A 23853-nucleotide genomic window follows, 5' to 3' on the forward strand; every position below is an offset into this window, starting at 1 on the left:
AACCTCTCTTTGATTATTTGACTGATTTCCCCAAGGCCTTGGCGACCAGCTGCTCGTACAGTTCGGCGTAGGGTTCCACCGCCTGGCTCCAGTTGAAGGGCCGCGTCATCGCCCGGCAACGCATGGCGTTGAGCAGGTCAGGGAAGGCGAACACCTTGAACGCACGGCTCAGGGCTTCCTTGTAGCTGTCGACGGTGGACTCATTGAACAGAAAGCCCGTCACGCCGTTTTCGATGGTATCGGCCAAGCCGCCGGTGTTGCGTGCAACCGGCAGCGAACCGAAGCGCTGGGCGTACATCTGGCTCAGGCCGCAGGGCTCGTAGCGCGACGGCATCAACAGGAAGTCACTGCCGGCGAACATGCGACGGGCATCGGTCTCGTTGAAGCCGATGCGCACGCCGATCTGGCCTGGGAAGCGCAGCGCCAGTTCACGCATGGCGTTTTCTTCCTCGGGCTCGCCGCGACCGATAATCGCGATCTGCCCACCTTGTTCGACGATAAAGCTGGCAACGGCTTCGGTGAGGTCCAGGCCTTTCTGGAACACCAGGCGCGACACCACGGCGAACAGCGGGCCGGTGGACTCACTCAAGCCGAACAGCTCGCGCACTTGCGCGGCGTTGATGGCCTTGCCTTCCCAGTCGCCCACGTTGAAATTGTGAGCCAGGTGCGGGTCAGTCGAGGTTTCCCAGCTGTCTTCGATGCCGTTGGGGATGCCGCTGAGCAAGCCTTGCTGGGTCTTGCTGGCCAGGAAGCCGTCAAGGCCGCAGCCGAATTCCGGGGTAGTGATTTCCTGGGCGTACGTGGCGCTCACCGTGGTGATGTGGCTGGAGTAGGCCATACCGGCCTTGAGGAACGACATCTTGCCGTAGAACTCCATGCCTTCCTGTTGCAAGGCATGGGGCGGGATGCCCAGCTCAGGGGTGCAGCCCAGGCTGACCACGCCCTGGTACGCCAGGTTGTGGATGGTGAACAGCGTCGGGGTGCGTGAGCCACGCCAGTGCATGTACGCCGGCGCCAGGCCAGCGGGCCAGTCGTGGGCGTGCACCAGGTCCGGGCACCAGTGGATTTGCGCCAGGTTGGCGGCCATGTCGGCGGCGGCCAGGCCCAGGCGGGCGAAACGAATATGGTTGTCCGGCCAGTCGCGGCCGTTGTTGGCGCCGTAAGGGGTGCCTTCGCGCTCGTAGAGTTCAGGGCAGATCAGCACATAGATGACCAGGCCGTCCTTGAGGTCCATGCGCCCGATCTTGCACGGCGGCAGCGCGGCGTGGCCACCCAGCTCGCCGATGATGTGAATCGGGTTGTCGCTTTCCATCACCTGCGGGTAGCCGGGGATCAACACGCGCACATCGTGCAAGTGAGCCATGGCGCGGGGCAGGGCCGCCGACACATCGCCCAGGCCGCCGGTTTTCACCAGGTCGGCAAACTCGGAGGTAACAAACAGCACCTTCTTTCGATTGGGGTTATGACTGGACACCGGCCGCACCGTATTGAGGTCGACTACTAAAGAGGTCGACCCGCCAACTGGCTGACTAACACGCTCTCCCTGAATACTTGCTGCGGCACTGATCATAGTTCTCTCCAACGTGTTGGTTAGCTAATGGCCCGCTGCCATTAGCTCGATGACCGCTTCCTGCGGCCAAGCGCACAAGCGCACGACAATCTGGCAAGGCGTATGCCAGTTGCACGGTTAACTGAAAAAGATTGGATGGACGGGCATGTAGCGTGAATCGCGGAGTGCTCGCCTTGCCTTAAAACTTGACCCAGGGCCGAGTTGAAAAGTTTAGTTTTTTTGCGGGGTTTTTGTTTTGGAAGGGACCCATCGGTCAAGAGTCTAGGACAGATCCCAGAGCCTGTAGGGTTTTCGAGCGATTTTTGTAGGACAAAAAACTTTTAACCATATGCCCATTGCGAAGGTCCCACGATTCTGTCGTGGGCTGCTTTGGTCTCGCCCAGGTGCGCCGGCCTCTGTAGTGAGCGGGCTTGCCCCGCGCTGGGTGGCGAAGCCGCCCCAAAAAGGGCGACCGGGGTTATCCTGCGGCTCGCCGGTACCATTACGGGGCGGCTTCGCCCCCCAGCGCGGGGCAAGCCCGCTCACTACAAGTGTGTTTTGCGGATGATTATGGTATTGCACCAGCGTGGTGCGTCAGCCGAGCACACGAACGGGCACGCCCGTCGCCCATGCCTGTATGTCTTCGATCATCTGCCCATAAAACTGCCGATAATTCTGTTCGCTCACATAACCTACATGGGGCGTGGCCAGTACATTCGGCAAGTGGCGCAACGGGTGATCCAGCGGCAGTGGCTCCTCGGCAAACACGTCCAGCGCCGCGCCGGCCAGACGGCCGCTTTGCAGTGCCTGCACCAGCGCCGCCTCATCCACGATCGGCCCGCGTGCGGTGTTGACCAGGCGGGCGCCGGGTTTCATCCAGCCCAGCGCCTGGGCATCCACCAGCCCGCGGCTGCGGTCGCTGAGCACCAAGTGAATGGTGAGGATGTCTGCCTGTTCGAACAGCGCCTTCTTGCTGACCCACGTCACGCCCGACTCTGCCGCCCGTTCCGGCGTGAGGTTTTCACTCCAGGCGATCACCCGCATGCCGAACACCTGGGCGAACTGCGCGACTTTCTGGCCAATGCTGCCCAGGCCGAGAATGCCCAGGGTCTTGCCATACAGGTCGCCGCCCAGGCCAACCTGCCAGTGGCCGGCGCGCAACGCGTTGGCTTCGGCCACCAGGTTGCGGGTCGAGGCCATGATCAGCGCCCAGGTCAGTTCCGGCGCCGCCTGTTTATAGCTGTCTGTGCCGCAGACCTGGATGCCCAGGGCCTTGGCGGCGGGGATGTCGATGGCGGCGTTGCGCATGCCGCCGGTCACCAGCAGCTTCAGCGTCGGCAAGCCCTGCAGCAGGGCTTTGTCGAAGGGGGTGCGTTCGCGCATCAGGCAAATCACCTCGAACCCCTTCAAACGCTCGATCAGGGTGGCGGTGTCCGCCGGGTAATCGTGCAGGAAATGCACCTGACCCACCGTGTCGAGCACCGACCAGTCCACCACGCCGCTGGCGACGTTCTGCCAATCATCAATGACCGCGATCTGTACCGACATCACGACATCACCAGTGCCTCGAAAAGGTTGGGCTAAAGGGCGTTCAAACCCTGCAACAGCGCTTTGTGAAACCGGGCCGGTTCTTCCATTTGCGGTGCGTGCCCCAGGCCGGGGAATTCCACCAGGGTGGCATGGGGAATCAGTTCGGCCACTTGCTTGCCCAGCACCGCGTAGTTGCCGAGCCTGGCCTTGACCGCCGGCGGCGCAATGTCCTTGCCGATGGCGGTGTTATCGGACGTGCCGATCAGCAGGAGCGTGGGCATCTGCAGGTTCTTGAACTCGTAGTAGACCGGCTGGGTGAAGATCATGTCGTAAATCAATGCTGAGTTCCAGGCGACCAGCATACGCCCTGGGCCGTTGGCCAGGCCGGCGTACATGTCCACCCAGCGTTCGTACTCCGGTTTCCAGCGGCCGACGTAATAGGTGTTGAGCTGGTACTTGCGGATACCCTCGGCGTTGACTTTAAGCTCACGCGCATTCCACTGGTCGACGGTGAGCGAGGGCACGCCCAGAGCCTTCCAGTCTTCCAGGCCGATAGGATTGACCAGTGCAAGCTGCTCGGTTTGCTCGGGGTACATGAGTGCGTAGCGCGTGGCGAGCATGCCGCCGGTGGAGTGGCCGATGAAGGTGGCCTTTTGAATGCCAAGCTGTTCCAGGAGCTGGTGGGTGTTGGTCGCCAGTTGCTGGAAGCTGTATTGATAGTGGTCGGGTTTGCTGGAGCTGCAGAAGCCGATCTGGTCCGGCGCGATCACACGGTACCCGGCGTCGCTCAAGGCCTTGATCGAGCCTTCCCAGGTGGCGCCGCAGAAGTTTTTGCCGTGCATCAGCACCACGGTGCGAGCGTTGGCCTGGCCTTTGGGCGCAACGTCCATGTAACCCATCTGCAACGTCTTGCCCTGGGATTGGAATTGGAAATGCTGGAGCGGGTAGGGGTATTTGAAGCCTTGGAGTTCAGGGCCATAGGTTGCGGCAAGCACCGGGGCGGCGCTGGCCGTGAGCAGGCCGGCGATACAAAAAGCGCGGATCAGAGGCATAGGCGGGGCTCCGGGAAAGGTGATCGGATGCTGTTGCGAGGAGATTAAGTGGGGATTAACGCCCACTGCAAGGTCACGGCCGCGAGCACGCCGTAGCGAATGCTTTTGGCCAGGGTCACCAGCAGCAGGAATCGCCATAAGGGCTCGCGCATTACCCCGGCGACCAGGGTCAGCGGGTCGCCGATGATCGGCAGCCAACTGAGCAGCAACGTCCAGTGGCCCCAGCGCTCGTAATGTTGGCGCGCTCTGCCCAGCTGGCGATCGCTGACCGGGAACCAGCGCCGCGCCTTGAAGTGTTCAACCCAGCGTCCCAGCCACCAGTTCAGCACCGAGCCGAGCACATTGCCCAGGGTGGCAATGGCCAGCAGCAGCCACAGGTTGAAATGCCCGCTGACGAGCAGGCCCACCAGCACGGCCTCCGATTGCAGCGGCAACAAGGTCGCCGCGCCAAACGCCGCGAAAAATAACCCCAGGTAGGCCGCGATCATTGCGCCGGGTATTCAGCCACCACTGCGTCTTTACCCTCACGGGTCAGGCCGATGACCTGATAGGCCTCACCGCGGCCTTCCACCTCCATGCCGGGCGAGCCCATGGGCATGCCGGGTGCCGCGATGCCCAGCAGGTCGTTGCGTTTGCGCAAGGCCAGCACCTGCTCGGCGGGCACGTGGCCTTCAACGAACTTGCCATCGATCACGGCGGTATGGCATGAGCCCAGGCGCGGTGCCACGCCGAGGCGTTTCTTGACGGCGCTCATGTCGGCTTCCACATGGTCGTTGACCTTGAAACCGTTGCTTTCCAGGTGGCTGATCCACTTTTTGCAGCAGCCACAGTTGGCGTCGCGGTGCACGTCGATGGGGATCAATTCGGCGGCTTGGGCCAGGCTGGTGGCGAACAGGGCTGACAGCAGGGCCAGGCGCAATGGTGTTTTCATGGGAAGGCTCGCGTGCGGGAGGTGGCCGTTGGGATGGCGGCGATCATGACGGCGTCATCGCAGGCAAGCCAGCGCCCACAGGTGAACGGAGGCGCTGGTAATGTTTCTAAATTATACGAGACTCTACGAGAGGCGGGTTTTCCAAGCGATGCTTGAGTTGGCCCAGGGCGACGGTCGACAGCTCGAGCATGCGCGCATGCAAGGTTGCCAGTTGCAGTTCGGTTTCATAGGTGAGCACGCGCTTGAACAGCGTGCCGCCTTGATGGGGCAGCAGGAAAAAATGAATGGAACCATCGACGGCCACCGAGGTGAACACCGCCTTGAATTCGCCGGGGCGTCGGTCGACTTGTACGCGGTAGCTCAAGGGAACCCGCACACCCAGCAGGTCGATGAATTCGGTGAAGCGTGCACCGGCCGCGAGTGATCCGGTGGTGCCGGTGTCGGCACCCAGGGACGTGGGGTGCCATTCGTGCCAGCGATCCGGTTGGGTCACGTAGTCGTAGACGGCTTCGATAGGGGCCTGGATAAAGCGTTCCTGACTGATCCGCTCCAAGCGGACCGACTGCTCGGCTGCGCGCATGGCACACCTCCTGTGTGGCGGTACTAGGTACGTCGAACTGTCAGAATAGCCCCACTCCCGCACATTGCACGGGAGTGTTTAATCCGTTTATCACCGAACCTTGAATCGGCTCATCAAGGCAATCACCCGGCCGTTCGCATCCAGCAGGCTCTGGGTATTGGTTTCAGTGGCATGGCCGCTCTGCACCAGCTCTTCGACCATTTGTCGGATCTGCACCATGCTGCGATTGATCTCCTCGGTCACCGCGCTTTGCTGCTCGGCGGCTGTGGCGATCTGGGTGCTGAGGTTATTGATATGGCTGACGGAACCGGCCATCTCATCCAGGCCTGTGTTCACCCGCGCCGTGGCGTCCGCCGCCGACTGGCAGCTGGCCTGGGTGTTTTCCATGGCCGCGACCGATGAACTGACGCCCGCCGTCAGCCGCGTGAGCATTTCATTGATCTGCGAGGTGCTGGCCTGGGTGCGTGCGGCGAGGGCGCGGACTTCATCGGCGACCACCGCAAAACCCCGGCCTTGCTCGCCGGCCCGCGCCGCCTCGATGGCGGCGTTGAGGGCGAGCAGGTTGGTCTGGCCGGCAATCGCGCCGATCACGCCGAGGGTTTCAGTGATGCGCGCGGCGTCCTGGCGCATGTTTTCCACGCTGTGGGTGGCGCTGGACACTTCGCCGATCAAAGCGCTGACGCTGTTGGACGCTTCACCCACGACCACGCGGGAGCGGTCGGCGTGCTCGTTGGCGCGCTGGGTGAACGCAGCGGTTTCGGCGGCGTTCTGCGCAACGGTGTCGGCCGTGGAGCTCATTTCGGTGATGGCGGTGACCGTCTGGTCGGTCTCCGAGGCATGCCGCACCAGAATCTGGTTGGTGTGCGCCGAGGTCCGTTGCAGTTGTTCAAGGCTCGACGACATGGCGCCGGTGGCTTGGGTGACTTCGCCGATCATGTTCTGCAGGTAGACGATAAACCGGTTCACCGAGTGGCCGATGGCGCCCAGTTCGTCTTCGGCGCGGATGGTGATGCGGCGGGTAAGGTCGGCGTCGCCGGCGGACAGCGCGTCGATATTGGTTTTCAGGGTCGTCATGCGCTGCACCAGTTGGCGGATCGCATACACCGCGAGCAGAACCAGCAGCAACACCATCGGGATTTGCAGCAATGCTAGGGTACCCAGCACGTCATCGCGCTGGGCGGTGATCAGCGAAGTGGGCAGGGCGGTGGCGAGGAACCACGGCGTGCCGGCGATGGGGCGCATGTAAAAGGTGCTGGCCACGCCTTGGTTGTCGAACTCGCTGCGTTGCAGCGCCTGGTCGCGGTTGGCCAGGGCTTTGCTGACCTGGGCGGCGAACGCCGAGGTGCCGGTGAGTTCGCTGATGTTTTTCAACACCACCGGGCTGCTGATGCGCGTGCTGTTGCTGATGATCTTGCCGTCGCCTTCGACGATCAGCATTTGCCCGCCGATGTCTTTTTCTTTGCTGGCGACCAGGTCATTGAAGAAGCCCAGGGTCACGTCGATGGTGGCGACACCGTATGGCGCGCCGTCGCGCTGGATCGCCATGGCGCAGTTGGTGCGTGGCTCCTGGCTGGCGTCGTCCTTGTAGGCGGCGGCCCAGGCGCATTGGCCGCGTGGCGAGGCCAGGCCGCCCTTGTACCAGCTCTGGTCGTAGTAGTTGGGTGCGGGGTCGCTGTTCCAGAAGGTATTGACCGCCAGTTTGCCCGACGCATCACGGTGCCAGAACGTGCTGTGCTTGTTGCGCCCCGGCGTGCGCTGGTTGGGCAACGGCCAGATGCCGCCGCCGAAGACCTTCAGCTCGCCATATTGATCGACCAGCCCGGGCAGGACCTTGTCGATGGCATCGCTGTCGAGCAAGGGGATGGTCTGGGTGATGGTGCGTTGCTGGGACTGGACCTTGTTCAGGTCGCCCTGGATCTGATCCGCCACCTCGTCGATACGGTTGAGCACCACCTGTTCTTCGGTATGGCGCAACGTGGGCGCGACCAACTGGCCGATACCCACTACGGTCAACACAAATAACACCAGGACGAACAGCACCAGGAACAGGGTGTAGCGGGCTTGGATGGAGCGCAGTGGGGGCATGGGATCGTCCTTACGAAGCGTTTATTGTCGACGCGGCTTTTTTAGAGCTTCGTAAGGCTATCGGCTTGGAAAGGCGTAGCTTTAGGTACGCACGTGCAAGAAAAACGGGGCGCCTTTAATGGCGCCCCGTATCGCTGATCCACCTGAAGGCCTTTTCACCTGGGTAGAGATGGGGCGTTCATGAATGGCCCTAGATATCCAGCATCACCATCACTTCCTCGGGGTAGCGTTGGCCGGCTGCCGCATCGCTCGGGAAAATCGCGTCCAGGGCTGCCAGCTCCGTCGGGCTGAGGCTGATCGAAACGGCCGCCGCGTTTTCTTCCAGGTACTTGCGCTGCTTGGTGCCGGGGATCGGAATGATGAAGTCGCCCTGTGCCAACACCCAAGCCAGCGCGAGTTGCCCGGCGCTGACGCCCTTGTCGGCCGCCATCGCTTGCACCTGCTGGACCAGTTGCAGGTTCCTGGCGAAGTTCTCGCCCTGGAAACGCGGGCTGAAGCGGCGGTAGTCATCGGCGCCGAAGTCTTCCGGGCTTTGCAGCGCGCCGGTCAGGAAGCCTCGGCCCAACGGGCTGTAGGGCACGAATGCGATGCCCAGGCGTTGGCAGGTGGCGAGGCAACCGTTGTGTTCCTGGTCGCGGCTCCACAGCGAATATTCGCTTTGCAACGCGCTGATCGGGTGCACCTTGTGCGCGCGTTCCAGGGTCGCGGCGCTGGCTTCGCTCAGGCCCAGGTAACGCACCTTGCCCTGTTGCACCAGCTCGGCCATGGCGCCGACGGTTTCTTCGATGGCCACATCCGGATCGATGCGGTGCTGGTAGTAAAGGTCCAGCGTGTCCACGCCCAGGCGCCGCAGCGTCCCGTCGATGGCTTGGCGCACGTATTCGGGGCGGCCATCCACGCCACGCGACGTGGGCTGGGCCGGGTCACGCACGATGCCGAACTTGCTGGCCAGGAACACTTGCTCACGTTTGCCGGCGATGGCCTTGCCGATCAGCTGTTCGTTGGTGTGAGGACCGTACATGTCGGCGGTGTCGAGAAAGTTGATGCCCAGCTCCAGCGCACGGTGCAGGGTCGCGACGGCTTCCCGGGTGTCGCTGCCGGGCGCGTAGAAATCGCTCATGCCCATGCAGCCGAGGCCGATGGCGGAGACGAACGGGCCGTGGGTGCCGAGTTGACGTGTGTGCATCGGTAGAGCTCCTGTGTGGGTAGGCTCGCATTGTTACGCTCGACAAAGTCGGGATAAACCGGCTAAAAGCACTATCACTATTCGTATTATCTAAACAATCTGCTCAAGGGAGCTGCAACGTGGACCGTTTCAACGCGATGCGCGTGTTCACCCGGATCGTCGAACTGCGCGGCTTTGCCAAAGCGGCCGACAGCCTGCAACTGCCGCGCGCCTCGGTGACGGTGCTGATCAAGCAGCTGGAGGCGCACCTGGGCGTGCAATTGTTGCAACGCACCACGCGGCAGGTCAGCCCCACATTGGATGGCGCCGCGTACTACCAGCGCTGCGTACAACTGCTGTCGGACCTCGAGGAAACCGAAGCGGTGTTTTCGGCGAGCCAGCTGAACCCGCGCGGCATCCTGAACATTGATATGCCCTCGGGTATCGGACGTTTCCTGGTGATCCCGGCCTTGCCCACCTTCAGCGCCCGATACCCGCAGATCGAATTGGAAATCGGCTTGAACGACCGGCCGGTCGACCTGATCCGCGAAGGCGTGGATTGTGTGCTGCGCGGCGGCCTGGCGCTGGACGATTCGCTGGTGGCCCGCCCCCTGGCGATGATGGACCAGATAACCCTGGCCAGCCCTGCTTACCTGGAGCGCATGGGCGTGCCATCAACCCTTGATGACCTGGCCCGCCATCAGATGGTCGAATACGTCTCCAGTACCAGTGGCAAACGGTTTGGCCTGGAGTTTCTCATCGACGCCGAGCTGCGTCCGGTCAACCTGCCCAAGGTAGTCGCGGTCAACAGTGCCGACGGCTACTTCTGCGCCTGCGAGGCCGGGTACGGGCTGATCCAGGCGCCGTACTACCACGCCCGCCAGCAGCTGGCGCTGGGCAAGCTGGTGGAAGTGCTGCCCCAGTTGGCGGTGCCGAAAATGGCCCTGACCGCGCTGTACCCGCCGCACCGCCAGTTGTCCCAGCGCGTGCGGGTGTTTGTCGATTGGCTGGTTGAACTCTGCGCGCAACCCGGCACCGGTTTGCAGCGTCAGGCATCGCCTGTACCATGAGCGCCCGTCGTAGCCGATCGGCGATGCACAGGGGCTACATTTTTCAGGTTCAGGAACCCGTCATGACACAAAAGCAGCGTTTGAAATATTCGATTCTGATTGCCCTGGCCGTCCTGGCGACGATGTTCGGCCTGTCCTACCTGCAGAACACCGGGGTAATCAGCGAGAAGACATTCCAGACCATCGCCATTGCCGTCGCGGTGGTCGTGGTGGTGATCAACGGCGTCATGCGCCGCAAGGTCAAGCTCTAGGCCACGGGTCGCGAATCAGGCGCGACCTTCGAGTACCTTCGCAGCCTCTTCATGGAGGCTGTAGCTTTTGTCGGCATTGAGGGTGATCACGCCCTCGCTGCACAAGCGTTTGAGCACTTCGCGCACGCTGAGAAACGACAACGGGATGCCCAATTCCAGCAAGTGGCTGTGCACGCCGCGCACGCCCAGGGTGCGCTTGTTGTCGGCGGCGGTGAGCAGGGCGTCGATGACCTTCAACCGGATCAGGCTGGTGCGTAAGCCAAAACACTTGAGCAGGTGGCGGATACGCTGGTTGCCTTGCTGTTCGGGTGCCTTGCCGAACGCTTGTGTGCCGCTGGCGAAATTGGCCTCGGCAGCCGGTGAATGTCCATCCGTGGGCACTTGCGGGTTATACATGCAAAAACTCCTTATCAGAGCCTGATCAGGAAAAAATGAGCGCTCTTGGTTAGTAAGACGAACGAGCGAGCGAAATCATGAAGTCCTGGATGTAGAAATTTCGTCAGTATCGGTTTTGTCACATTCACGCTGCCTTCTATAAACGTCACCCCCGCTAAATTATTCCCGCTGGTTTGCGTTCTTACGCTGGGGTTATTGCCCTTGGTAAGACGGTTAAATCTGACGGTGGAGTGCGCGTGATTATTTGCAAAGGGTTGTCCAGGGTATGTATGGCCGGGGTGTTGCTGGGGGCGAGCCTGGCGGCCTCGGCGCGGGAGCCGGTGACGCAGGCATCGGCGGATATCCGTCGCACCAGTTACGGCGTACCGCATATTCGCGCCACCGATGAACGTGGCTTGGGCTTCGGCATCGGCTACGCCTATGCGCAGGACAACCTGTGCCTGCTGGCCAACGAAGTCGTCACCGTGAATGGCCAGCGCGCCCGGTTCTTCGGCCCCGACCAGGCAACCCTGGAAGAACGCAACAACCTGGCCAGCGACCTATTCTTCAGTTGGCTGAATACGCCGGAAGCGGTTGCCGCGTTCTGGAAAGCGCAAAGCCCGCAGATGCAGCAGCGCATTGACGGCTATGTGGCCGGCTATAACCGTTACCTGAAAGAGCAGGGCGCTCCGGCGCAATGCCAGGCGGCCTGGGTGCGGCCGCTGGTGGCTGAAGACGTGGTCAAATTGACCCGCAGGCTGTTGGTAGAAGGCGGTGTGGGCCAATTCGCCGAAGCCCTGGTCGGCGCGACACCGCCCCAAGCGGCCGTAAGCGTAGCGTCCACAGCCAAGGCCTTTGAGCTGGCCGCCGCCAACCGCGAGCGTTTCGCCTTTGATCGCGGCAGTAACGCGGTGGCGGTGGGGCGTGATCGGTCATTCAACGGGCGCGGCATGTTGCTGGCCAATCCGCACTTCCCGTGGGTGGGCGGCATGCGTTTTTATCAGATGCACCTGACCATTCCCGGCCAACTGGATGTCATGGGCGCCGCGTTGCCCGGCTTGCCGGTGATCAATATCGGCTTTAACCGGCATGTGGCATGGACCCATACCGTGGACACGTCCAAGCACTTCACCCTGTACCGCCTGACCCTGGACCCCAAGGACTCCACGCGCTATATGCTCGATGGCAAATCCATCCCCTTGGATAAAACCACGCTGACCGTGCAGGTTAAACAGGCCGATGGCAGCCTCAAGGACCAGTCGCATACGGTGTATAGCTCGCCATTCGGCCCGGTGGTGCAATGGCCGGGCAAGCTCGACTGGGACAGCCACTACGCGTTCAGCCTGCGTGACGCCAACCTCGGCAACGACCGCGTGCTGCAACAGTGGTACGCGATGAACCGCGCCGACAGCCTCGAAACCCTGAAAATCTCGGTGCACAGCCTGCAAGGCATTCCGTGGGTCAACACCCTGGCCGCCGACGACCAGGGCCAGAGCCTGTACATGAACCAGTCGGTGGTGCCCAACGTCAGCGCGGCCAAACTGGCGCAATGCAGCGACCCGCGCGCCGGCCTGCAAATGATCATGCTCGACGGCGCCCGCAGCGCCTGCGCCTGGGACATCGACCCGCGCGCGGCCCAGCCCGGCATCTTCCCGGCCGACCAACTGCCGCAACTGCAACGCAGCGACTACGTGCAGCATTCCAACGACTCGGCATGGCTGGCCAATCCCAAGGCGCCGCTCACCGGGTTCTCCCCGGTGATCAGCCAGGACCACATCGGCCTCGGCCCGCGTGCGCGCTTCGCCCTGCAACGCCTGCAATCGCTGGATAAACCCATCAGCGTTGCCGACCTGCAAAACATGGTGATGGACAACGAGGTGTACCTGGCAGGGCAAGTCATGCCAGACCTGCTTACGTTCTGCGCCAAACACCTCGGCGCGGACATCACAGCCCTGTGCACCAGCCTGAAAAGCTGGGACCGGCGCGCCAACCTCGACAGCGGCCTGGGCCTGGTGCACTTCATCAACCTGATGCAATCGCTGCAGCAGATCCCCGATGCCTGGCGCGTCCCTTTCAACCCGGCCCGGCCCCTCACCACCCCTCGCGGCCTGTCCATCGACCGCGCTGCTGTGGCCAAAGCCCTGCGCGAAGCCATGCTGGCCTCCAGCGCCGAAGTCGCCAAACTCGGCTTGAGCGCCGACAGCACCTGGGGCGACATCCAAGTCTCCGGCCAAACCCCGATCCACGGCGGCCCCCAAGAACTGGGCATCTACAACGCCATGCAAACCGTGCCCCGCGCCGACGGCAAGCGCGAAGTGGTCAGCGGCAGCAGCTACCTGCAAATCGTCACCTTCGACGACCAAGGCCCCCATGCTACCGGCGTGCTCGCCTTCTCCGAGTCCGGCAACCCGGCTTCCCCCTACGCCAAAGACCAGACCCAGGCTTTCTCGCGCAAACAACTGCACCCGCTGCCCTTCACCGAAGCCCAGATCAAGGCCGACCCGCAGTACCAACAGCTGCACATCAAGGAGTAGGGCAGGCACGCAACCCCTTGATGCCAATGCGAAATATTTTTGAAATCAAGGGGTTGCACGGTATGGTAAATACGTACATAATGGCGCCCATCGAACGCAACGAGGCATTAAAAACCTCAATGTATTCAATGAGTTAGAGTAGAGGCATGGCTTTATGGCCCGCTCAAGTTTTTATGCGATGAGTGCCGGTAGTTGAGGCATTTGACGTTTGAGGCCGAGTAGCAAAATGGTTATGCAGCGGATTGCAAATCCGCCTACGCCGGTTCGATTCCGACCTCGGCCTCCACTCTTGAAAGCCCCGTAGATTAGCGTCTGCGGGGTTTTTTATTGCCTGCGATTTAAGAACCGTTCCGCAACTTTTGGGAGGTCTTCCGCAACCGCCGACATTTTTTAGGTGCGGTGGGGGAGTCGAACGGTGCCTGATAAGGGGAGTTTGTGGTGGGTTATTTCGTGGTGTTAACGATCTCACCGACACGGCGATAGACCTTCTTGGTCATCTCTCCGGTGGTGTGGCCAAGCAAGCGGCTTGCATGAGTCAGCTCGATTTTCACTGGCCGCTTTCGGGCAGATATCCTTGAACTGGACCTGGCGAATCAGTACGGCCAGGGCTTCATCGATGGCGGCACCTGCCTTGATTGCGGCATTCTCGCGGGCGTCGTCCCAGCGGCAGCATCTGCTGGCTCATTCGCAGGCCGGACGTGTTAGTGATAAGTCTCGATGTTCTGATGCCGTTGAGAGCGCGGCGCTCCTGCAGGTCGTTGATAAAGGCACTCAGCCTATATTGAATACCCTCATCTTCTAGGCGCAGGTGAAGCTCCTTCGCGGTTTTTCCCTGCTTGACCATTAGGAACTCTGCGGACAGGTCGGCGGTGGCAACCGCGAGTACGTCGGCTGGGCGCTGGTCGGTTAAGTAGGCCAAGTCCATAGCGTCCTTGAACTCCTGCACCGCCGCGTCGTAGACGGCGTTCCACACTATATCGCCGGCGTAATAGTCCCGAGGGGTTCCTTGTTTCGGCGTACGCCGAAGCAAGGGTTGGCGTTGTTGGTCAGGCTCCACGCGCGCGTGATCGTGAGCATGTGCGACAGCAGCGCGATTTCCCGGTTTGCCCTTACCTTGGCAGTCCGGGCGTCCCTATACTGTGCGACCACCTGAGGCGTGATCGAATCTATTCGCAATCTCGCAGCCAGAGGAAGCGTCCAACGTAATGCGGGCGTTGGAACAGATCAACAGTCGGTGGGGAAGGGGGACCCCGCGTTCGGCTAGTGTTCCTGAAAACTCTGAATGGGGCATGCGCCGCGAGATGATGAGCCAGAGCTGCACGACAAAGATCCATGAACTCTGGAACGTCAGATGTAGCTAAAATATTATTTTGCTTCAGATTATTAAAGTCTTGTTTTCCCATTCTTGTGTTTTATGAGATATGGGTAATTTGGTTTCAAGGGGTTTGAGGTTTTATCTGGATGTTAAGTCTTACAGGTTGGGGGATTAAGTAAGTGCAAAATATAATTTGTATGCTATTAACAGTGATTGTGCCGGTGACTCTAACGACACTTAGTGTGGTTTGGTTTGTAGGGCAGGGTAAGGGTTTCACGAGTAAAGTTATTTCGGTGTTTGACTTGAACTCTGAGTCTGGGTTGATTAAGCAGGGGTTGTTGTGGTTGGTAGTCGGAATACCATTAAGTTTAGGTTTCGCATTTGGTGTTTGGGCATGGGCTGGTTATGATCTGAATTTGAGCGCAGATGGTTACAGGAAATTTATAGAGATAAGCATTTTGCCGTTAGCGATAATGTCAGTTTCGTTACCTTTGGCCGGTCTAGTCTCACGTTTTCATTCTACACAGCAAGCCGCAAAACAAATCTCTATAACAATGATTAAAAATAATCTTGATGCTTTTTCATCGCACCGAAAAGGCATGTTGGAGTATTTCTCGGGCCTTGACTTGATGACGTATTTTGATAAGTATAAATTTGAGTACAAAGCACATCCGGTTCTTCATAAGCGTTTTTTTAGTGGATCTCCTGAAAAAGGGTGGCCTAGCAGAAATGAATTATCTTTTGAAGCGGTGGAGCGGAAGATAGAGCAGGCAGCTATTTATCTACTTCTAGTATTAAGTGGGAATTCAATACACAGGTTGGATGACTACCTTCAAGTCTCACTTAATATATATGGGGCAGCAGATGCTTTGAATATTAGGGAGATAAAGCATGATATGGCAAGAGGAGGGGTGTACGTTAAATGGCTAAATAATGATGGGGGAGTTGTTACTATAGGGCTAAATACTCTGGAAACGTTGGCTGCTTTGCGATTTGTGAGGGAATACTATAATAATTTCTGTGATTTCTCCGGGCGCCCTCGAATGAAGCTGTCTAACGATCTGGAGGATGTATTTTTGAAGACTGAGTATTGGCTGAGGAAAGGTGATTTTATCCAAACTATACACTTGCAGGATATGGTATCGCTGGTTGAAGCGGGAAGAGCGGAATATGGAGAAAAACATCCTCGAGGAGGTTAAGTATGAAAGCTAAGTTTTCAGCCGCGCATAAATTCAATAAGTGCTATCAATTTAGAAGGTGGCATCTTGAAGAGCTAGGAATAAAACGGGGTCAGACCACGACATCGGACTAAGGCCCAGTAGTCTGCCCCTTCGATTTCAGTGCTGTTTAAACGGGTTGAGTGCTGGCTGGATCGATCTTATCAAGTGCCGCATTTACGAGAAGCCCTGCGCTCTCAATGATCTGGGCCAACCCAAATGTTTGAAGACGCTGTGTTCCACTTGCCGCGAACGCTTGTTCGTTCGCTATCGCTGACGCTGAAGCCAATAGCTCACTCGCGTTCACTAGTGCTTCCTCGGAGCTCAAGCCTGGCTTCACGCTGAACACGCTGGTTGCAAATTCATCATCAATCGGGTGTGTTTTCATGAGTGGCATTCCAGTTCATCGCACATGAAATGAATCATCACCGCTGAATACTGATGGGCCGGTTTAATAGTTGCGTCTGGAACTTGGCAGCTTCGATTTGTAGAAAACATCCTCTATACCCTCGGAAAGTTAAGAGGCCACCACCGCCGTTGCGACACGGTTGGGTGGTGGACCGTGCGAGGGTCGCAAACCGGTGTCCGAGGGTACCGGCCGGGCAAAAGCCCGCCTCACACGGTCCACCATAGATGCGGTAAGCAGGCATAAAAAAAGCGCCTGCTACAGAGCTATGGCGCTACCGCGCCTCAGACTACTTCAGGTTGCGACACCCGGCCACAGGATTTACTGCGACGGCGCATCCTAGCCAGGTTGCTTCCTATGGCTCAACCTCGCCGAGTTGTGGGAAATGTCCGAAGCTCGGCAGGCCAGTGGTTTGTCATTCAAATTGCAGTGCTTAAGCCACTCGTCGAGGCAACAGCACTTTCTATCCACGCAAACCCTCTCAACCCTATGCGCAACCCTGCGCTACCAACAGGAGGTGATTTATGGTGGATGACAACAACGGGCCTGCAGCGCCATACCCTGGACCTAAAAAAGAAGTGCCTGATGCTGGCGAGGGTCATGAATCCGGTCTTGATCAAGCCGAGTCCGAGCCCAAGCAGGGGACGGGCGAGAAACCCTCAGACTGGAACCCACCGCCTGGCAACCCAGGATCGGATCAGGACGCCCAGACCGACCGCGACAATGACGGAGCCCGTTAGGCCCAATCCGAACACGTAGAACTTCACGAAACCCGGCCAGTGCGCCGGGTTTCTTCGTTTTCGACGCCGCCACATCCCTGCACCCTATCTATCTATATGACTGAAGACCTGAAGATACGCTGCTCTTTCACCTCACCGGCATACCCACTGATTTTCTCCTGCTGCCCCGTCAGCAGCGCGCAGATTTTCATCAGTGCCACGGCTTCACTCGGCGTTCTGTCGGCGGCCGCCATCGCGGTCAATTCAACCACCGACCACCCGATCACTGCCGCTGCATCTTCCAGGTCATAAAACAATTCCTGCTGAGCGGTCCTGGGGCCGTCAAGGCCTTGTATCAACTCGTCCATCCTGTCTTCCTGGCCGCTTAGGTTTCTATCCCCTGATATCCATCAGAGTCGCTTGGCGAACGTTGAACACAGGCATCCCCGCGTTGCGCTTTCGACGAGCAAGTGTGGCTCACGCGCCCGGCGGGTGTAAATGCCGCGGTCGGCCAGATGCGCAGGCATATTCATAACAACTACCTCGGCGATGTGCTGTACTGGCGGCGATTTTTGAGTCGATCCTGATGCTGAACCCGAGGGAATACGATGCTGATCTACGCCGCAACCATTCCGTGTTTTTCCCAGATGTTGAATACGCTCAAAGGCCTGTTGGCTAAGGGCAATGAGCACGCCAGCGCGCTCGGCTACGATCCGCAAAACCTGCTCGATTCGCGCCTTGCGCCGGATATGCATCATCTGGCGACTCAAGTCCGTTTCGCCTGTACCCAGGCCCAGGACGCTGTCAATCGGCTTAGCGGGCAGCCTACATCGGCGTTGGAAACCCCGCTGTCAATGGACGAGGCCTTCGCGCTGATCGACACGGCGCTGCAGGCACTGGCCGGTGCGGATCGTGAATTGATCGAGGGGCGGGCAGAAGAGTTGATCGTTATCAAGCTTCCCGGCGAGATCACGTTTGAGATGACGGGCAATGAATATGCCGTCAACTGGGCGACGCCACAGTTCTATTTTCACCTGATGACGGCGTACAGCATCCTGCGACATAACGGCGTGCCGTTGGGCAAGGCGGACTATGTGCCGCATATGTTTGCTTATTTGCGTAAAGGCTAGGGCAGGGTTGGTTTGCGGCAGATTCGTTCGCTCGTGCTCGAATCTGCCTTGACCGTCTTCTCACTTACCCCCTGTCACATCCAAAAAGGTCCCGGTAATAAACGACGCCTCTGCACCGGCCAGCCAGAGCACCGCGCGTGCCACTTCTTCGGGTTGGCCGCCGCGGCCCATCGGGATGCTGTCCTTGACGCGGTCCACGCGGCCGGGTTCGCCGCCGCTGGCGTGCATGTCGGTGTAGATATGCCCTGGGCGTATGCAGTTGACGCGTATGCCTTCGCGCGCGACTTCCTTGGACAGGCCGATGGTGAACGTCTCCAGGGCGCCTTTCGACGCGGCGTAGTCGACGTATTCGTTCGGGCTGCCAAGGCGGGCGGCGCCCGAGGATATATTGATCACGCTGCCGCCCTTGCCGTTGTGACGAAACGACATGCGTTTGACTGCCTGCTGCGCGCACAGCATCGGGCCGATGGCGTTGATCGCGAAGATGCGTTGCATGCGGGGGAAGTCGAGGTCTTCGAAGCGCGATTGCAGCCCAAGGACGGCGGCGTTGTTGACCAGTACGTCGATTCGGCCAAATGTCTGGTCAATGGCGGCGAATAGCTGTGCGACCTGGTCCGGGTCGGCACTGTCGGCGCGCACGGCCAGGGCGCGGCGGCCGAGTGCTTTTACATCAGCCACCACGCCCAGTGCGGCGGCCTCGTTGCTCACGTAGCTGATCGCCACGTCGTAGCCTTGCGCAGCCGCAAGCCGCGCTGTGGCCGCGCCGACACCTCGACTTCCGCCGGTGATCAGAATCAGGGGCGCTGAAGAGACAGTATCCATTTGTCGTACCTTTGTGAGGGATGAAGGTCAGCCGATCAGCATCGTGCCGCTGGCAATGACCACGCACGCCAGCACTTTTCGAACGCTCAGCGACTCGCCGAGGAAGATGTAACCGATCAATGCCGCGAACACCACGCTGGTTTCGCGCAGGGCCGAAACGGCGCCCATGGGCGCTTCAGCCATGGCATAGATAACAATGCCGTAAGCCAGCAGGGACACCAGCCCGCCCGCCAAGGCCGTGATGAATCCCGGTCGCTGGGCAAACAGGCTGCGTGTATCGCGCAGGCCGATGTAGACCAATGGCATCAGTACGCCCCAGAGGGCACACATCCATGCGGTATAGGCCAGCGGTGCGCCGGACAGTCGTGCGCCGATTCCATCCGTGACGCTGTAGGCCGCAATGAAACAACCCGTACCCAGGGCGTAGGGCAGGCTGGGGACGGCCAGCCTGCGCTGCTTGAAAGCCAGTGAAATAATGCCGCCCGAGACCAGGGCAATCCCAAACAGCGCGCTGGCGCTCACCGTCTCGTCCGCAAAGGCCAATGCGAACAGCGTGATCAGGATAGGCGAGGAGCCCCGGGCGATCGGGTAGGTTTGCCCGAGGTCGCCGACTTTGTAGCTGCGCACCAGGAACAGGTTGTAACCCACGTGCAAGACGCCTGACAGAACGGCGTACGGCCAACTGGCCACGGCGGGTGCCGGCAGGAACAGGGCGATGCCGGCGCTGGCGACCGCGACCGCCAGGCACATCACGGTCATCGACCACAGCCTGTCGTTGCCGGCACGCAGCAGCGCGTTCCAGCTGGCATGCAGGAGCGCGGCGAAAAGGATGAGTACTACGATAGGCAAGGGCATGCGCAATAGTAGGCACCGGCATCGGCAGTTTGAAAGCGAAGTTCCCTCATCCTGCCATGAGTTATTGCTCATGCTTCAGCGATAGCTGTGTTGGGCCCGCGTAGACTCTTCCAGCAGCCAGTGACGAAAGTTGACGATGTGAGGCTGGGTTTCGACGCCTTTTGGGCAGACAAAATAGTAGGCGACCGGCGATGCGAAGGGCACCTCGAACAACCTGACCAGGCGACCGTCGTTGATCTGGGCTTCAACGTGGCCGCTGCGGACCAAGGCAATGCCCTGGCCGAGCAACGCTGCCTCGATGGTCATGTTGGTGTCGGCAAACCTCACGCTTTCATTCAGTGCGCCAATGCCGACGCCGACGTGCTCGAACCAGGCTTCCCACTTGGGCACCAAGTCTGCGCCGTCACGCGTCAGCAGCGGGTAGCGCAGCAGCTCGGCGGGCTCGTGCGGGGTGCCGAAACGGCTGAGCAGGTCGGGGCTGGCCACGGGAAAAATCTGCTCCCTGAGCATGAACTCCGAGTGCAGGCCGGGGTAGTTACCGTTGCCCAGGCGGATCGCCACGTCGGAATCCGCGCTGGAGAATTTGATCGCCTTGTCGCTGGTTTCCAGCGTGATCAGGATCTCCGGGTGCTGCTGCGACAGGCTGGGCAACCTGGGGAGCAGCCATTTGAGTGCGAACGAGTAGGTGGTGCTGACCTTGAGCCGGACCCTGCCTTTTTGTTCCCGCAGGTCCGACAGCGTGGCCGCAAGGTTGGTGAAAAACTCACGCACGATCGGCGCCAGCGCGGCACCGGCCGGGGTCAGTCGCAACGATTTCCCACGCTGGAACAGCTGCAAGCCCCAGAGCTCTTCGAGGTGCTTCAACTGATGGCTGACGGCGCTCTGGGTGACGTGCAATTCTTCTGAAGCCGAGGTGAAGGTGGCATGCCGGGTGGCAACTTCGAAAGCGCGTAGGGTGGCGGTTGGGGGCAGGTCTCTCATCGGGTTGTGTCTCTGCGAACCTTCAGGCGATTAGTACTCATGACCAGGCGCTCATGGTAGTTGATTTCCGAGCATTAACTGAAGCTCAGGTCTGACGGGGCGCCAAATTCGACCAGACACGTACGAATCTTCCCTAATTGCCTCTTTTTGTCGGTTGCCAGCCTCCTGACCAAAAAGTTTTTCTTATCCTGATGACGCGGCTCACAGCTCATCAGGATATCCATGAACGAAATCGTCAACGACGTTCTACCCATTTTGCACACGTTACTTTCAGGTTTTGTGGCTACGCTCATTTTTTATTGGCTTGCAGACGCCATTAAGCCCACACAATTTGAACGAGTCATCCAGGCGTTATTCTGTACGGGATTGGTCAAGCTGTCGGTGGACGGTCTTGAGTGGATGTTCCTGTATCTCGGGCGTTGGTATTCGATTGGGCACTGGACCGCAGAGACCGGAAACATCTGGTCAATCGCAGTCGCGGTGAGTATCGGGCTGGCGCTTGCGTTCGCGTCCCAGCAGGACGCGCTTTACCGCTTCGCCAGGCGTCTGAAGCTGACTTCGAAAGCATCGATTGGTGAATGGCGGTACGCATTTTCGCGAAATCTCGATCGCTGGGTTGTGCTGCATATGAGGGATGGTCGGCGCTTGACGGGCTATCCCGATGTCTGGCCCAGCGACCCGCAGTGCGGGCATTTTTTAATGGGCTCTCCCGCGTGGTTGGTAGACGGAGATCTCGTAGAGGTACAGGGCATCGCCCAATTACTGGTTGCTAACGCCGATGTGCAATGGATAGAGTTTTTAGCGCTGGAAACGGAGACCAATGATGAATGATCAGAAAACACCCTGCCGGCCGACCCTTGAGCGCAAGTATTTGCGCGACGCGATAAATATCAATTCCGGTCTAAGTCGAAACATACGGCCGACCGTTGTTCCGACGTCACCGCCGCCGCCACCTAAGGTTCATAGCGGATAGGGCGATCCCCGATATCGTCACGGATTCTAGAAAAGCCGATTGGACTCGACCAGATAACGGCCGCAGCACCGGCGGTGTGCTGTACCGTCACGCCTGCCATCGGGTTACACGATAGCCATGACTCGCTCCGGATGGCTGTCTTTTTTGAACCCGCAATAAACCCTGGACAAAGAAAAGCCCGCGTGGGGAGCGCGGGCTAAAGGGATGTTCACTAGGAGCTGAGTTCACCATAGGACGTCGTCTGTGAAAGCTTTGTGAAAGCTTTGGTAAAAAAGTGTATGCCTCAATCGTGCAATGGCTGTACGGGGCGGGGCGCTCGATAACGCTCTACTGTCGCAGGCATATCACACCTTTTGGATGCCGCGTCATGTCTATGTCTACCAGCCTGCTGTCAGCCTTCGTGCTGTTCGCCTTCGTGTCTTCGATCACGCCGGGGCCCAATAACACCATGTTGCTTGCCTCGGGGGTGAACTTCGGGTTCCGCCGCTCGATGCCGCATGCGCTGGGGATCAGCATCGGCTTCATGGTGCTGGTGATTTCGGTGGGCCTGGGGCTGGGCGAAGTATTCAAGGTGTTTCCGTGGGCCTATACGGTGCTGCGTTACGTAGGGGCCGCGTATTTGTTGTACCTGGCGTGGAAGATCGCGACGGCGGGCGGCCTGTCCGACAGCCCCGATGAACAGGGCAAGCCCATGACCTTCCTCGGCGCGGCAGCGTTCCAGTGGGTCAACCCCAAGGCCTGGATCATGGCGCTGGGGGCAATCACCACCTATACGCCGGCAGAGGGCTATGTCACCAATGTGCTGGTGATTGCGCTGGTGTTCGCCGTGGTCAACTTGCCCAGCGTGTGCGTGTGGGTCGGCTGCGGCAGCGGCTTGCGCACTGTGCTGCGTGATCCGCGCTGGGTGCGGCTGTTCAACTGGTCCATGGCCGGCTTGCTGGTGCTGTCGTTGTACCCGATGTTGTTTGTGGCTTGAGGCTCAAACCGGCGAGATGGTAGCCAGCAGGCCGATGCCGATGGTCAATACCAAAAAGCCGAACAGGAAAAGTGCCATCTTGGTCATAAGGCCTCCGAAAGGAAGGGAGTGGGGAAGGCGCCATTGTCCGCCCCGGCGGCTTTTCGATACAGAGGCAGATAGCAAAGAAAAAACCGTATCAGATGCGTCTGCCGCTGTTCTGCCGTGGGCTTTGCGCGGTTGCGGTTTTTTCCAGCTCAGCGCCTGAGACAGCCGACGCGTTTGCCCCTAAGATGGCGCCATTGCATCAACAATAAGAGTGGGCCAACCCTCGATGGAAAGACGTCAATTCAGCGGCGGCATGAAAGGCAAGAACCTGCGCTACCTCAACGAAACCCAGCAGCCGGCGTCGGTCACCCGCGTCGGCTTCCTGTTGCTTGAACACTTTTCCCTGCCCGCATTCACCCAGACCCTCGACACCCTCGTCACCGCCAACCTGCTGCGACCCGAATTGTTCGCCTCGCGCACCTTTGGCTGGGACGATGGCGAAGTCATCAGCGACCTGGGCCTGGTGATCCGCCCCGACGCGCGCCTCGATGCGGCGGCCCTGCAAGATCTTACGTTGCTGGTGGTCTGCGGTGGCTTTCGCACTGAACTCAAGGCCAGCGACGACTTCATCCACCTGTTGCGCAGCGCCGCCGAACACGGCATCAGCCTCGCCGGCCTGTGGAACGGCGCCTGGTTTCTTGGCCGCGCCGGCTTGCTGCAAGGCTATCGCTGCGCCATCCATCCCGAACATCGCCCGGCCCTGGCGGAGGTGTCAAAAGCCACCCACGTCACCAGCGAACCCTACGTGATCGACCGCGACCGCCTCACCGCTTCCAGCCCCTCCGGCGCGTTCCATATGGCGCTGGACTGGATCAAGGGCCTGCACGACAAAGCCCTGGTCGAAGGCATTGAAGACATCCTGGCCTTCGAAGAATCGCGCTACCGGCGCATCAAGCCCACCGAAAACATCAGCGTCAGCGCGCCGCTGCGTGAAGTGGTGAAACTGATGGACGCCAACCTCGAAGAACCCCTGGAACTGGACCAGTTGGCCGTCTACGCCGGCCGCTCCCGGCGCCAGCTCGAGCGGTTGTTCAAGGAGCAACTGGGCACCACGCCGCAGCGCTACTACATGGAACTGCGCGTCACCGAAGCCCGGCGGCTGTTGCAGCACACAGAGTTGTCCCAGGTGGAGGTGCTGGTGGCGTGCGGGTTTGTGTCGCCGAGCCATTTCAGCAAGTGCTACAGCTCGTATTTCGGTTATCGCCCCTCCAAGGAGAAGCGGTTAGTCAAGTGAAGGAGGACCACTACCA

At 59.8% G+C, this 23853-nt stretch carries 24 protein-coding genes and 1 tRNA gene; 10 read left to right on the plus strand and 15 right to left on the minus strand.

Features of this window, described 5'->3' with window-relative positions:
- Positions 1 to 13: 13 nt before the first annotated feature.
- From glgA to BLL36_RS23015, 8 genes are all read right to left on the minus strand, one after another.
- On the minus strand, positions 14 to 1570 hold the full coding sequence (gene glgA, locus BLL36_RS22980) for a glycogen synthase GlgA (protein ID WP_076953860.1): 1557 nt from the start codon (positions 1568 to 1570) through the stop codon (positions 14 to 16).
- 573 nt (positions 1571 to 2143) lie between these two features.
- Positions 2144 to 3097 carry a D-2-hydroxyacid dehydrogenase family protein gene (locus tag BLL36_RS22985; RefSeq protein ID WP_076953862.1) on the minus strand — a complete coding sequence of 318 codons (954 nt, stop codon included), beginning with the start codon at positions 3095 to 3097 and terminating at the stop codon, positions 2144 to 2146.
- A 32-nt stretch (positions 3098 to 3129) separates the two neighbouring features.
- Positions 3130 to 4131: an alpha/beta fold hydrolase gene (locus BLL36_RS22990; RefSeq protein ID WP_076953864.1), complete on the minus strand. Its 1002-nt coding sequence runs from the start codon at positions 4129 to 4131 to the stop codon at positions 3130 to 3132.
- Positions 4132 to 4175: 44 nt separating this feature from the next.
- Positions 4176 to 4619, minus strand: coding sequence for a YqaA family protein (locus BLL36_RS22995; RefSeq protein ID WP_076953866.1), 444 nt, complete (start codon positions 4617 to 4619; stop codon positions 4176 to 4178).
- Positions 4616 to 5062 (minus strand): DUF411 domain-containing protein, encoded by a 447-nt coding sequence (locus tag BLL36_RS23000; RefSeq protein ID WP_076953868.1) that lies wholly within the window; start codon positions 5060 to 5062, stop codon positions 4616 to 4618. The genes BLL36_RS22995 and BLL36_RS23000 overlap by 4 nt, the downstream gene beginning before the upstream one ends.
- Positions 5063 to 5168: 106 nt before the next feature.
- A complete protein-coding gene (locus tag BLL36_RS23005) occupies positions 5169 to 5642 on the minus strand; it encodes an SRPBCC family protein (protein ID WP_076953871.1) in 474 nt (157 codons plus the stop codon).
- A 90-nt stretch (positions 5643 to 5732) separates the two neighbouring features.
- Entirely contained in the window at positions 5733 to 7727 is a 1995-nt protein-coding gene (locus tag BLL36_RS31990) for a methyl-accepting chemotaxis protein (protein ID WP_076953873.1), read from the minus strand.
- 190 nt (positions 7728 to 7917) lie between these two features.
- The gene (locus tag BLL36_RS23015; RefSeq protein ID WP_076953875.1) at positions 7918 to 8913 is read right to left on the minus strand and encodes an aldo/keto reductase; all 996 of its coding nucleotides are present in this window, start codon (positions 8911 to 8913) and stop codon (positions 7918 to 7920) included.
- Positions 8914 to 9032: 119 nt separating this feature from the next.
- Here BLL36_RS23015 and BLL36_RS23020 point away from each other — a divergent pair, with 119 nt between their 5' ends.
- Together BLL36_RS23020 and BLL36_RS23025 are read left to right on the plus strand one after the other, a co-directional pair.
- The gene (locus tag BLL36_RS23020; RefSeq protein WP_076953877.1) at positions 9033 to 9962 is read left to right on the plus strand and encodes a LysR family transcriptional regulator; all 930 of its coding nucleotides are present in this window, start codon (positions 9033 to 9035) and stop codon (positions 9960 to 9962) included.
- A gap of 62 nt (positions 9963 to 10024) precedes the next feature.
- Positions 10025 to 10213, plus strand: a complete 189-nt coding sequence (locus BLL36_RS23025; protein WP_049713137.1) for a hypothetical protein — start codon at positions 10025 to 10027, stop codon at positions 10211 to 10213.
- 15 nt (positions 10214 to 10228) lie between these two features.
- On the opposite strand, the gene BLL36_RS23030 is transcribed toward BLL36_RS23025, so the two are convergent.
- Complete coding sequence (locus tag BLL36_RS23030) at positions 10229 to 10609, minus strand: fe2+ zn2+ uptake regulation protein (protein WP_076953879.1); 381 nt, start codon at positions 10607 to 10609, stop codon at positions 10229 to 10231.
- A 236-nt stretch (positions 10610 to 10845) separates the two neighbouring features.
- Here BLL36_RS23030 and pvdQ point away from each other — a divergent pair, with 236 nt between their 5' ends.
- Positions 10846 to 13122 carry a bifunctional acylase PvdQ gene (gene pvdQ, locus BLL36_RS23035; protein WP_076953881.1) on the plus strand — a complete coding sequence of 759 codons (2277 nt, stop codon included), beginning with the start codon at positions 10846 to 10848 and terminating at the stop codon, positions 13120 to 13122.
- 212 nt (positions 13123 to 13334) lie between these two features.
- Positions 13335 to 13408 (plus strand) — tRNA-Cys (locus BLL36_RS23040).
- A gap of 324 nt (positions 13409 to 13732) precedes the next feature.
- Here BLL36_RS23040 and BLL36_RS31560 read toward each other — a convergent pair.
- Entirely contained in the window at positions 13733 to 14095 is a 363-nt protein-coding gene (locus BLL36_RS31560; RefSeq protein ID WP_325052843.1) for a site-specific integrase, read from the minus strand.
- A gap of 232 nt (positions 14096 to 14327) precedes the next feature.
- Between BLL36_RS31560 and BLL36_RS23050 the strand changes: the two genes are divergently transcribed.
- Both BLL36_RS23050 and BLL36_RS30730 read left to right on the plus strand, forming a co-directional pair.
- Complete coding sequence (locus tag BLL36_RS23050; protein ID WP_083735316.1) at positions 14328 to 14483, plus strand: DUF4113 domain-containing protein; 156 nt, start codon at positions 14328 to 14330, stop codon at positions 14481 to 14483.
- Between the two features lie 133 nt (positions 14484 to 14616).
- The gene (locus BLL36_RS30730) at positions 14617 to 15636 is read left to right on the plus strand and encodes a hypothetical protein (protein WP_130925968.1); all 1020 of its coding nucleotides are present in this window, start codon (positions 14617 to 14619) and stop codon (positions 15634 to 15636) included.
- Positions 15637 to 15784: 148 nt separating this feature from the next.
- Here the strand turns inward: BLL36_RS30730 and BLL36_RS23060 are convergent, their stop codons facing one another.
- Entirely contained in the window at positions 15785 to 16042 is a 258-nt protein-coding gene (locus BLL36_RS23060; protein WP_083735317.1) for a DUF6124 family protein, read from the minus strand.
- An 850-nt stretch (positions 16043 to 16892) separates the two neighbouring features.
- Complete coding sequence (locus BLL36_RS23070) at positions 16893 to 17147, minus strand: hypothetical protein (RefSeq protein WP_076953888.1); 255 nt, start codon at positions 17145 to 17147, stop codon at positions 16893 to 16895.
- A gap of 240 nt (positions 17148 to 17387) precedes the next feature.
- Here BLL36_RS23070 and BLL36_RS23075 point away from each other — a divergent pair, with 240 nt between their 5' ends.
- A complete protein-coding gene (locus BLL36_RS23075; protein ID WP_076953890.1) occupies positions 17388 to 17909 on the plus strand; it encodes a DUF1993 domain-containing protein in 522 nt (173 codons plus the stop codon).
- A 60-nt stretch (positions 17910 to 17969) separates the two neighbouring features.
- On the opposite strand, the gene BLL36_RS23080 is transcribed toward BLL36_RS23075, so the two are convergent.
- The 3 genes from BLL36_RS23080 to gcvA all read right to left on the minus strand — a co-directional run bounded on the left by BLL36_RS23080 (position 17970) and on the right by gcvA (position 20567).
- Complete coding sequence (locus BLL36_RS23080; RefSeq protein WP_076953891.1) at positions 17970 to 18731, minus strand: SDR family oxidoreductase; 762 nt, start codon at positions 18729 to 18731, stop codon at positions 17970 to 17972.
- A 27-nt stretch (positions 18732 to 18758) separates the two neighbouring features.
- Entirely contained in the window at positions 18759 to 19586 is an 828-nt protein-coding gene (locus BLL36_RS23085; RefSeq protein ID WP_076953893.1) for a DMT family transporter, read from the minus strand.
- Between the two features lie 75 nt (positions 19587 to 19661).
- Entirely contained in the window at positions 19662 to 20567 is a 906-nt protein-coding gene (gcvA, locus tag BLL36_RS23090; protein ID WP_076953895.1) for a transcriptional regulator GcvA, read from the minus strand.
- A gap of 222 nt (positions 20568 to 20789) precedes the next feature.
- Here gcvA and BLL36_RS23095 point away from each other — a divergent pair, with 222 nt between their 5' ends.
- The 3 genes from BLL36_RS23095 (at position 20790) to BLL36_RS23105 (ending at position 23837) form a co-directional block, all read left to right on the plus strand.
- The gene (locus BLL36_RS23095) at positions 20790 to 21398 is read left to right on the plus strand and encodes a DUF6338 family protein (RefSeq protein ID WP_076953897.1); all 609 of its coding nucleotides are present in this window, start codon (positions 20790 to 20792) and stop codon (positions 21396 to 21398) included.
- 509 nt (positions 21399 to 21907) lie between these two features.
- Positions 21908 to 22516: a LysE family translocator gene (locus BLL36_RS23100; protein WP_076953898.1), complete on the plus strand. Its 609-nt coding sequence runs from the start codon at positions 21908 to 21910 to the stop codon at positions 22514 to 22516.
- A gap of 340 nt (positions 22517 to 22856) precedes the next feature.
- Positions 22857 to 23837: a GlxA family transcriptional regulator gene (locus BLL36_RS23105; protein ID WP_197678480.1), complete on the plus strand. Its 981-nt coding sequence runs from the start codon at positions 22857 to 22859 to the stop codon at positions 23835 to 23837.
- Positions 23838 to 23853 lie beyond the last annotated feature (16 nt).

The organism is Pseudomonas cedrina subsp. cedrina (assembly GCF_001983175.1).
Taxonomy (GTDB): Bacteria; Pseudomonadota; Gammaproteobacteria; order Pseudomonadales; family Pseudomonadaceae; genus Aquipseudomonas; species Aquipseudomonas cedrina.

What these genes read in the sequence shown, in the direction of transcription:
- glgA (WP_076953860.1), bottom strand. Translation starts at nt 1,570, where the DNA reads ATGATCAGTGCCGCAGCAAGTATTCAGGGAGAGCGTGTTAGTCAGCCA.
- BLL36_RS22985 (WP_076953862.1), bottom strand. Translation starts at nt 3,097, where the DNA reads ATGTCGGTACAGATCGCGGTCATTGATGATTGGCAGAACGTCGCCAGC.
- BLL36_RS22990 (WP_076953864.1), bottom strand. Translation starts at nt 4,131, where the DNA reads ATGCCTCTGATCCGCGCTTTTTGTATCGCCGGCCTGCTCACGGCCAGC.
- BLL36_RS22995 (WP_076953866.1), bottom strand. Translation starts at nt 4,619, where the DNA reads ATGATCGCGGCCTACCTGGGGTTATTTTTCGCGGCGTTTGGCGCGGCG.
- BLL36_RS23000 (WP_076953868.1), bottom strand. Translation starts at nt 5,062, where the DNA reads ATGAAAACACCATTGCGCCTGGCCCTGCTGTCAGCCCTGTTCGCCACC.
- BLL36_RS23005 (WP_076953871.1), bottom strand. Translation starts at nt 5,642, where the DNA reads ATGCGCGCAGCCGAGCAGTCGGTCCGCTTGGAGCGGATCAGTCAGGAA.
- BLL36_RS31990 (WP_076953873.1), bottom strand. Translation starts at nt 7,727, where the DNA reads ATGCCCCCACTGCGCTCCATCCAAGCCCGCTACACCCTGTTCCTGGTG.
- BLL36_RS23015 (WP_076953875.1), bottom strand. Translation starts at nt 8,913, where the DNA reads ATGCACACACGTCAACTCGGCACCCACGGCCCGTTCGTCTCCGCCATC.
- BLL36_RS23025 (WP_049713137.1), top strand. Translation starts at nt 10,025, where the DNA reads ATGACACAAAAGCAGCGTTTGAAATATTCGATTCTGATTGCCCTGGCC.
- BLL36_RS23030 (WP_076953879.1), bottom strand. Translation starts at nt 10,609, where the DNA reads ATGTATAACCCGCAAGTGCCCACGGATGGACATTCACCGGCTGCCGAG.
- BLL36_RS23050 (WP_083735316.1), top strand. Translation starts at nt 14,328, where the DNA reads ATGCGGGCGTTGGAACAGATCAACAGTCGGTGGGGAAGGGGGACCCCG.
- BLL36_RS23060 (WP_083735317.1), bottom strand. Translation starts at nt 16,042, where the DNA reads ATGAAAACACACCCGATTGATGATGAATTTGCAACCAGCGTGTTCAGC.
- BLL36_RS23070 (WP_076953888.1), bottom strand. Translation starts at nt 17,147, where the DNA reads ATGGACGAGTTGATACAAGGCCTTGACGGCCCCAGGACCGCTCAGCAG.
- BLL36_RS23075 (WP_076953890.1), top strand. Translation starts at nt 17,388, where the DNA reads ATGCTGATCTACGCCGCAACCATTCCGTGTTTTTCCCAGATGTTGAAT.
- BLL36_RS23080 (WP_076953891.1), bottom strand. Translation starts at nt 18,731, where the DNA reads ATGGATACTGTCTCTTCAGCGCCCCTGATTCTGATCACCGGCGGAAGT.
- BLL36_RS23085 (WP_076953893.1), bottom strand. Translation starts at nt 19,586, where the DNA reads ATGCCCTTGCCTATCGTAGTACTCATCCTTTTCGCCGCGCTCCTGCAT.
- gcvA (WP_076953895.1), bottom strand. Translation starts at nt 20,567, where the DNA reads ATGAGAGACCTGCCCCCAACCGCCACCCTACGCGCTTTCGAAGTTGCC.
- BLL36_RS23095 (WP_076953897.1), top strand. Translation starts at nt 20,790, where the DNA reads ATGAACGAAATCGTCAACGACGTTCTACCCATTTTGCACACGTTACTT.
- BLL36_RS23100 (WP_076953898.1), top strand. Translation starts at nt 21,908, where the DNA reads ATGTCTATGTCTACCAGCCTGCTGTCAGCCTTCGTGCTGTTCGCCTTC.
- BLL36_RS23105 (WP_197678480.1), top strand. Translation starts at nt 22,857, where the DNA reads ATGAAAGGCAAGAACCTGCGCTACCTCAACGAAACCCAGCAGCCGGCG.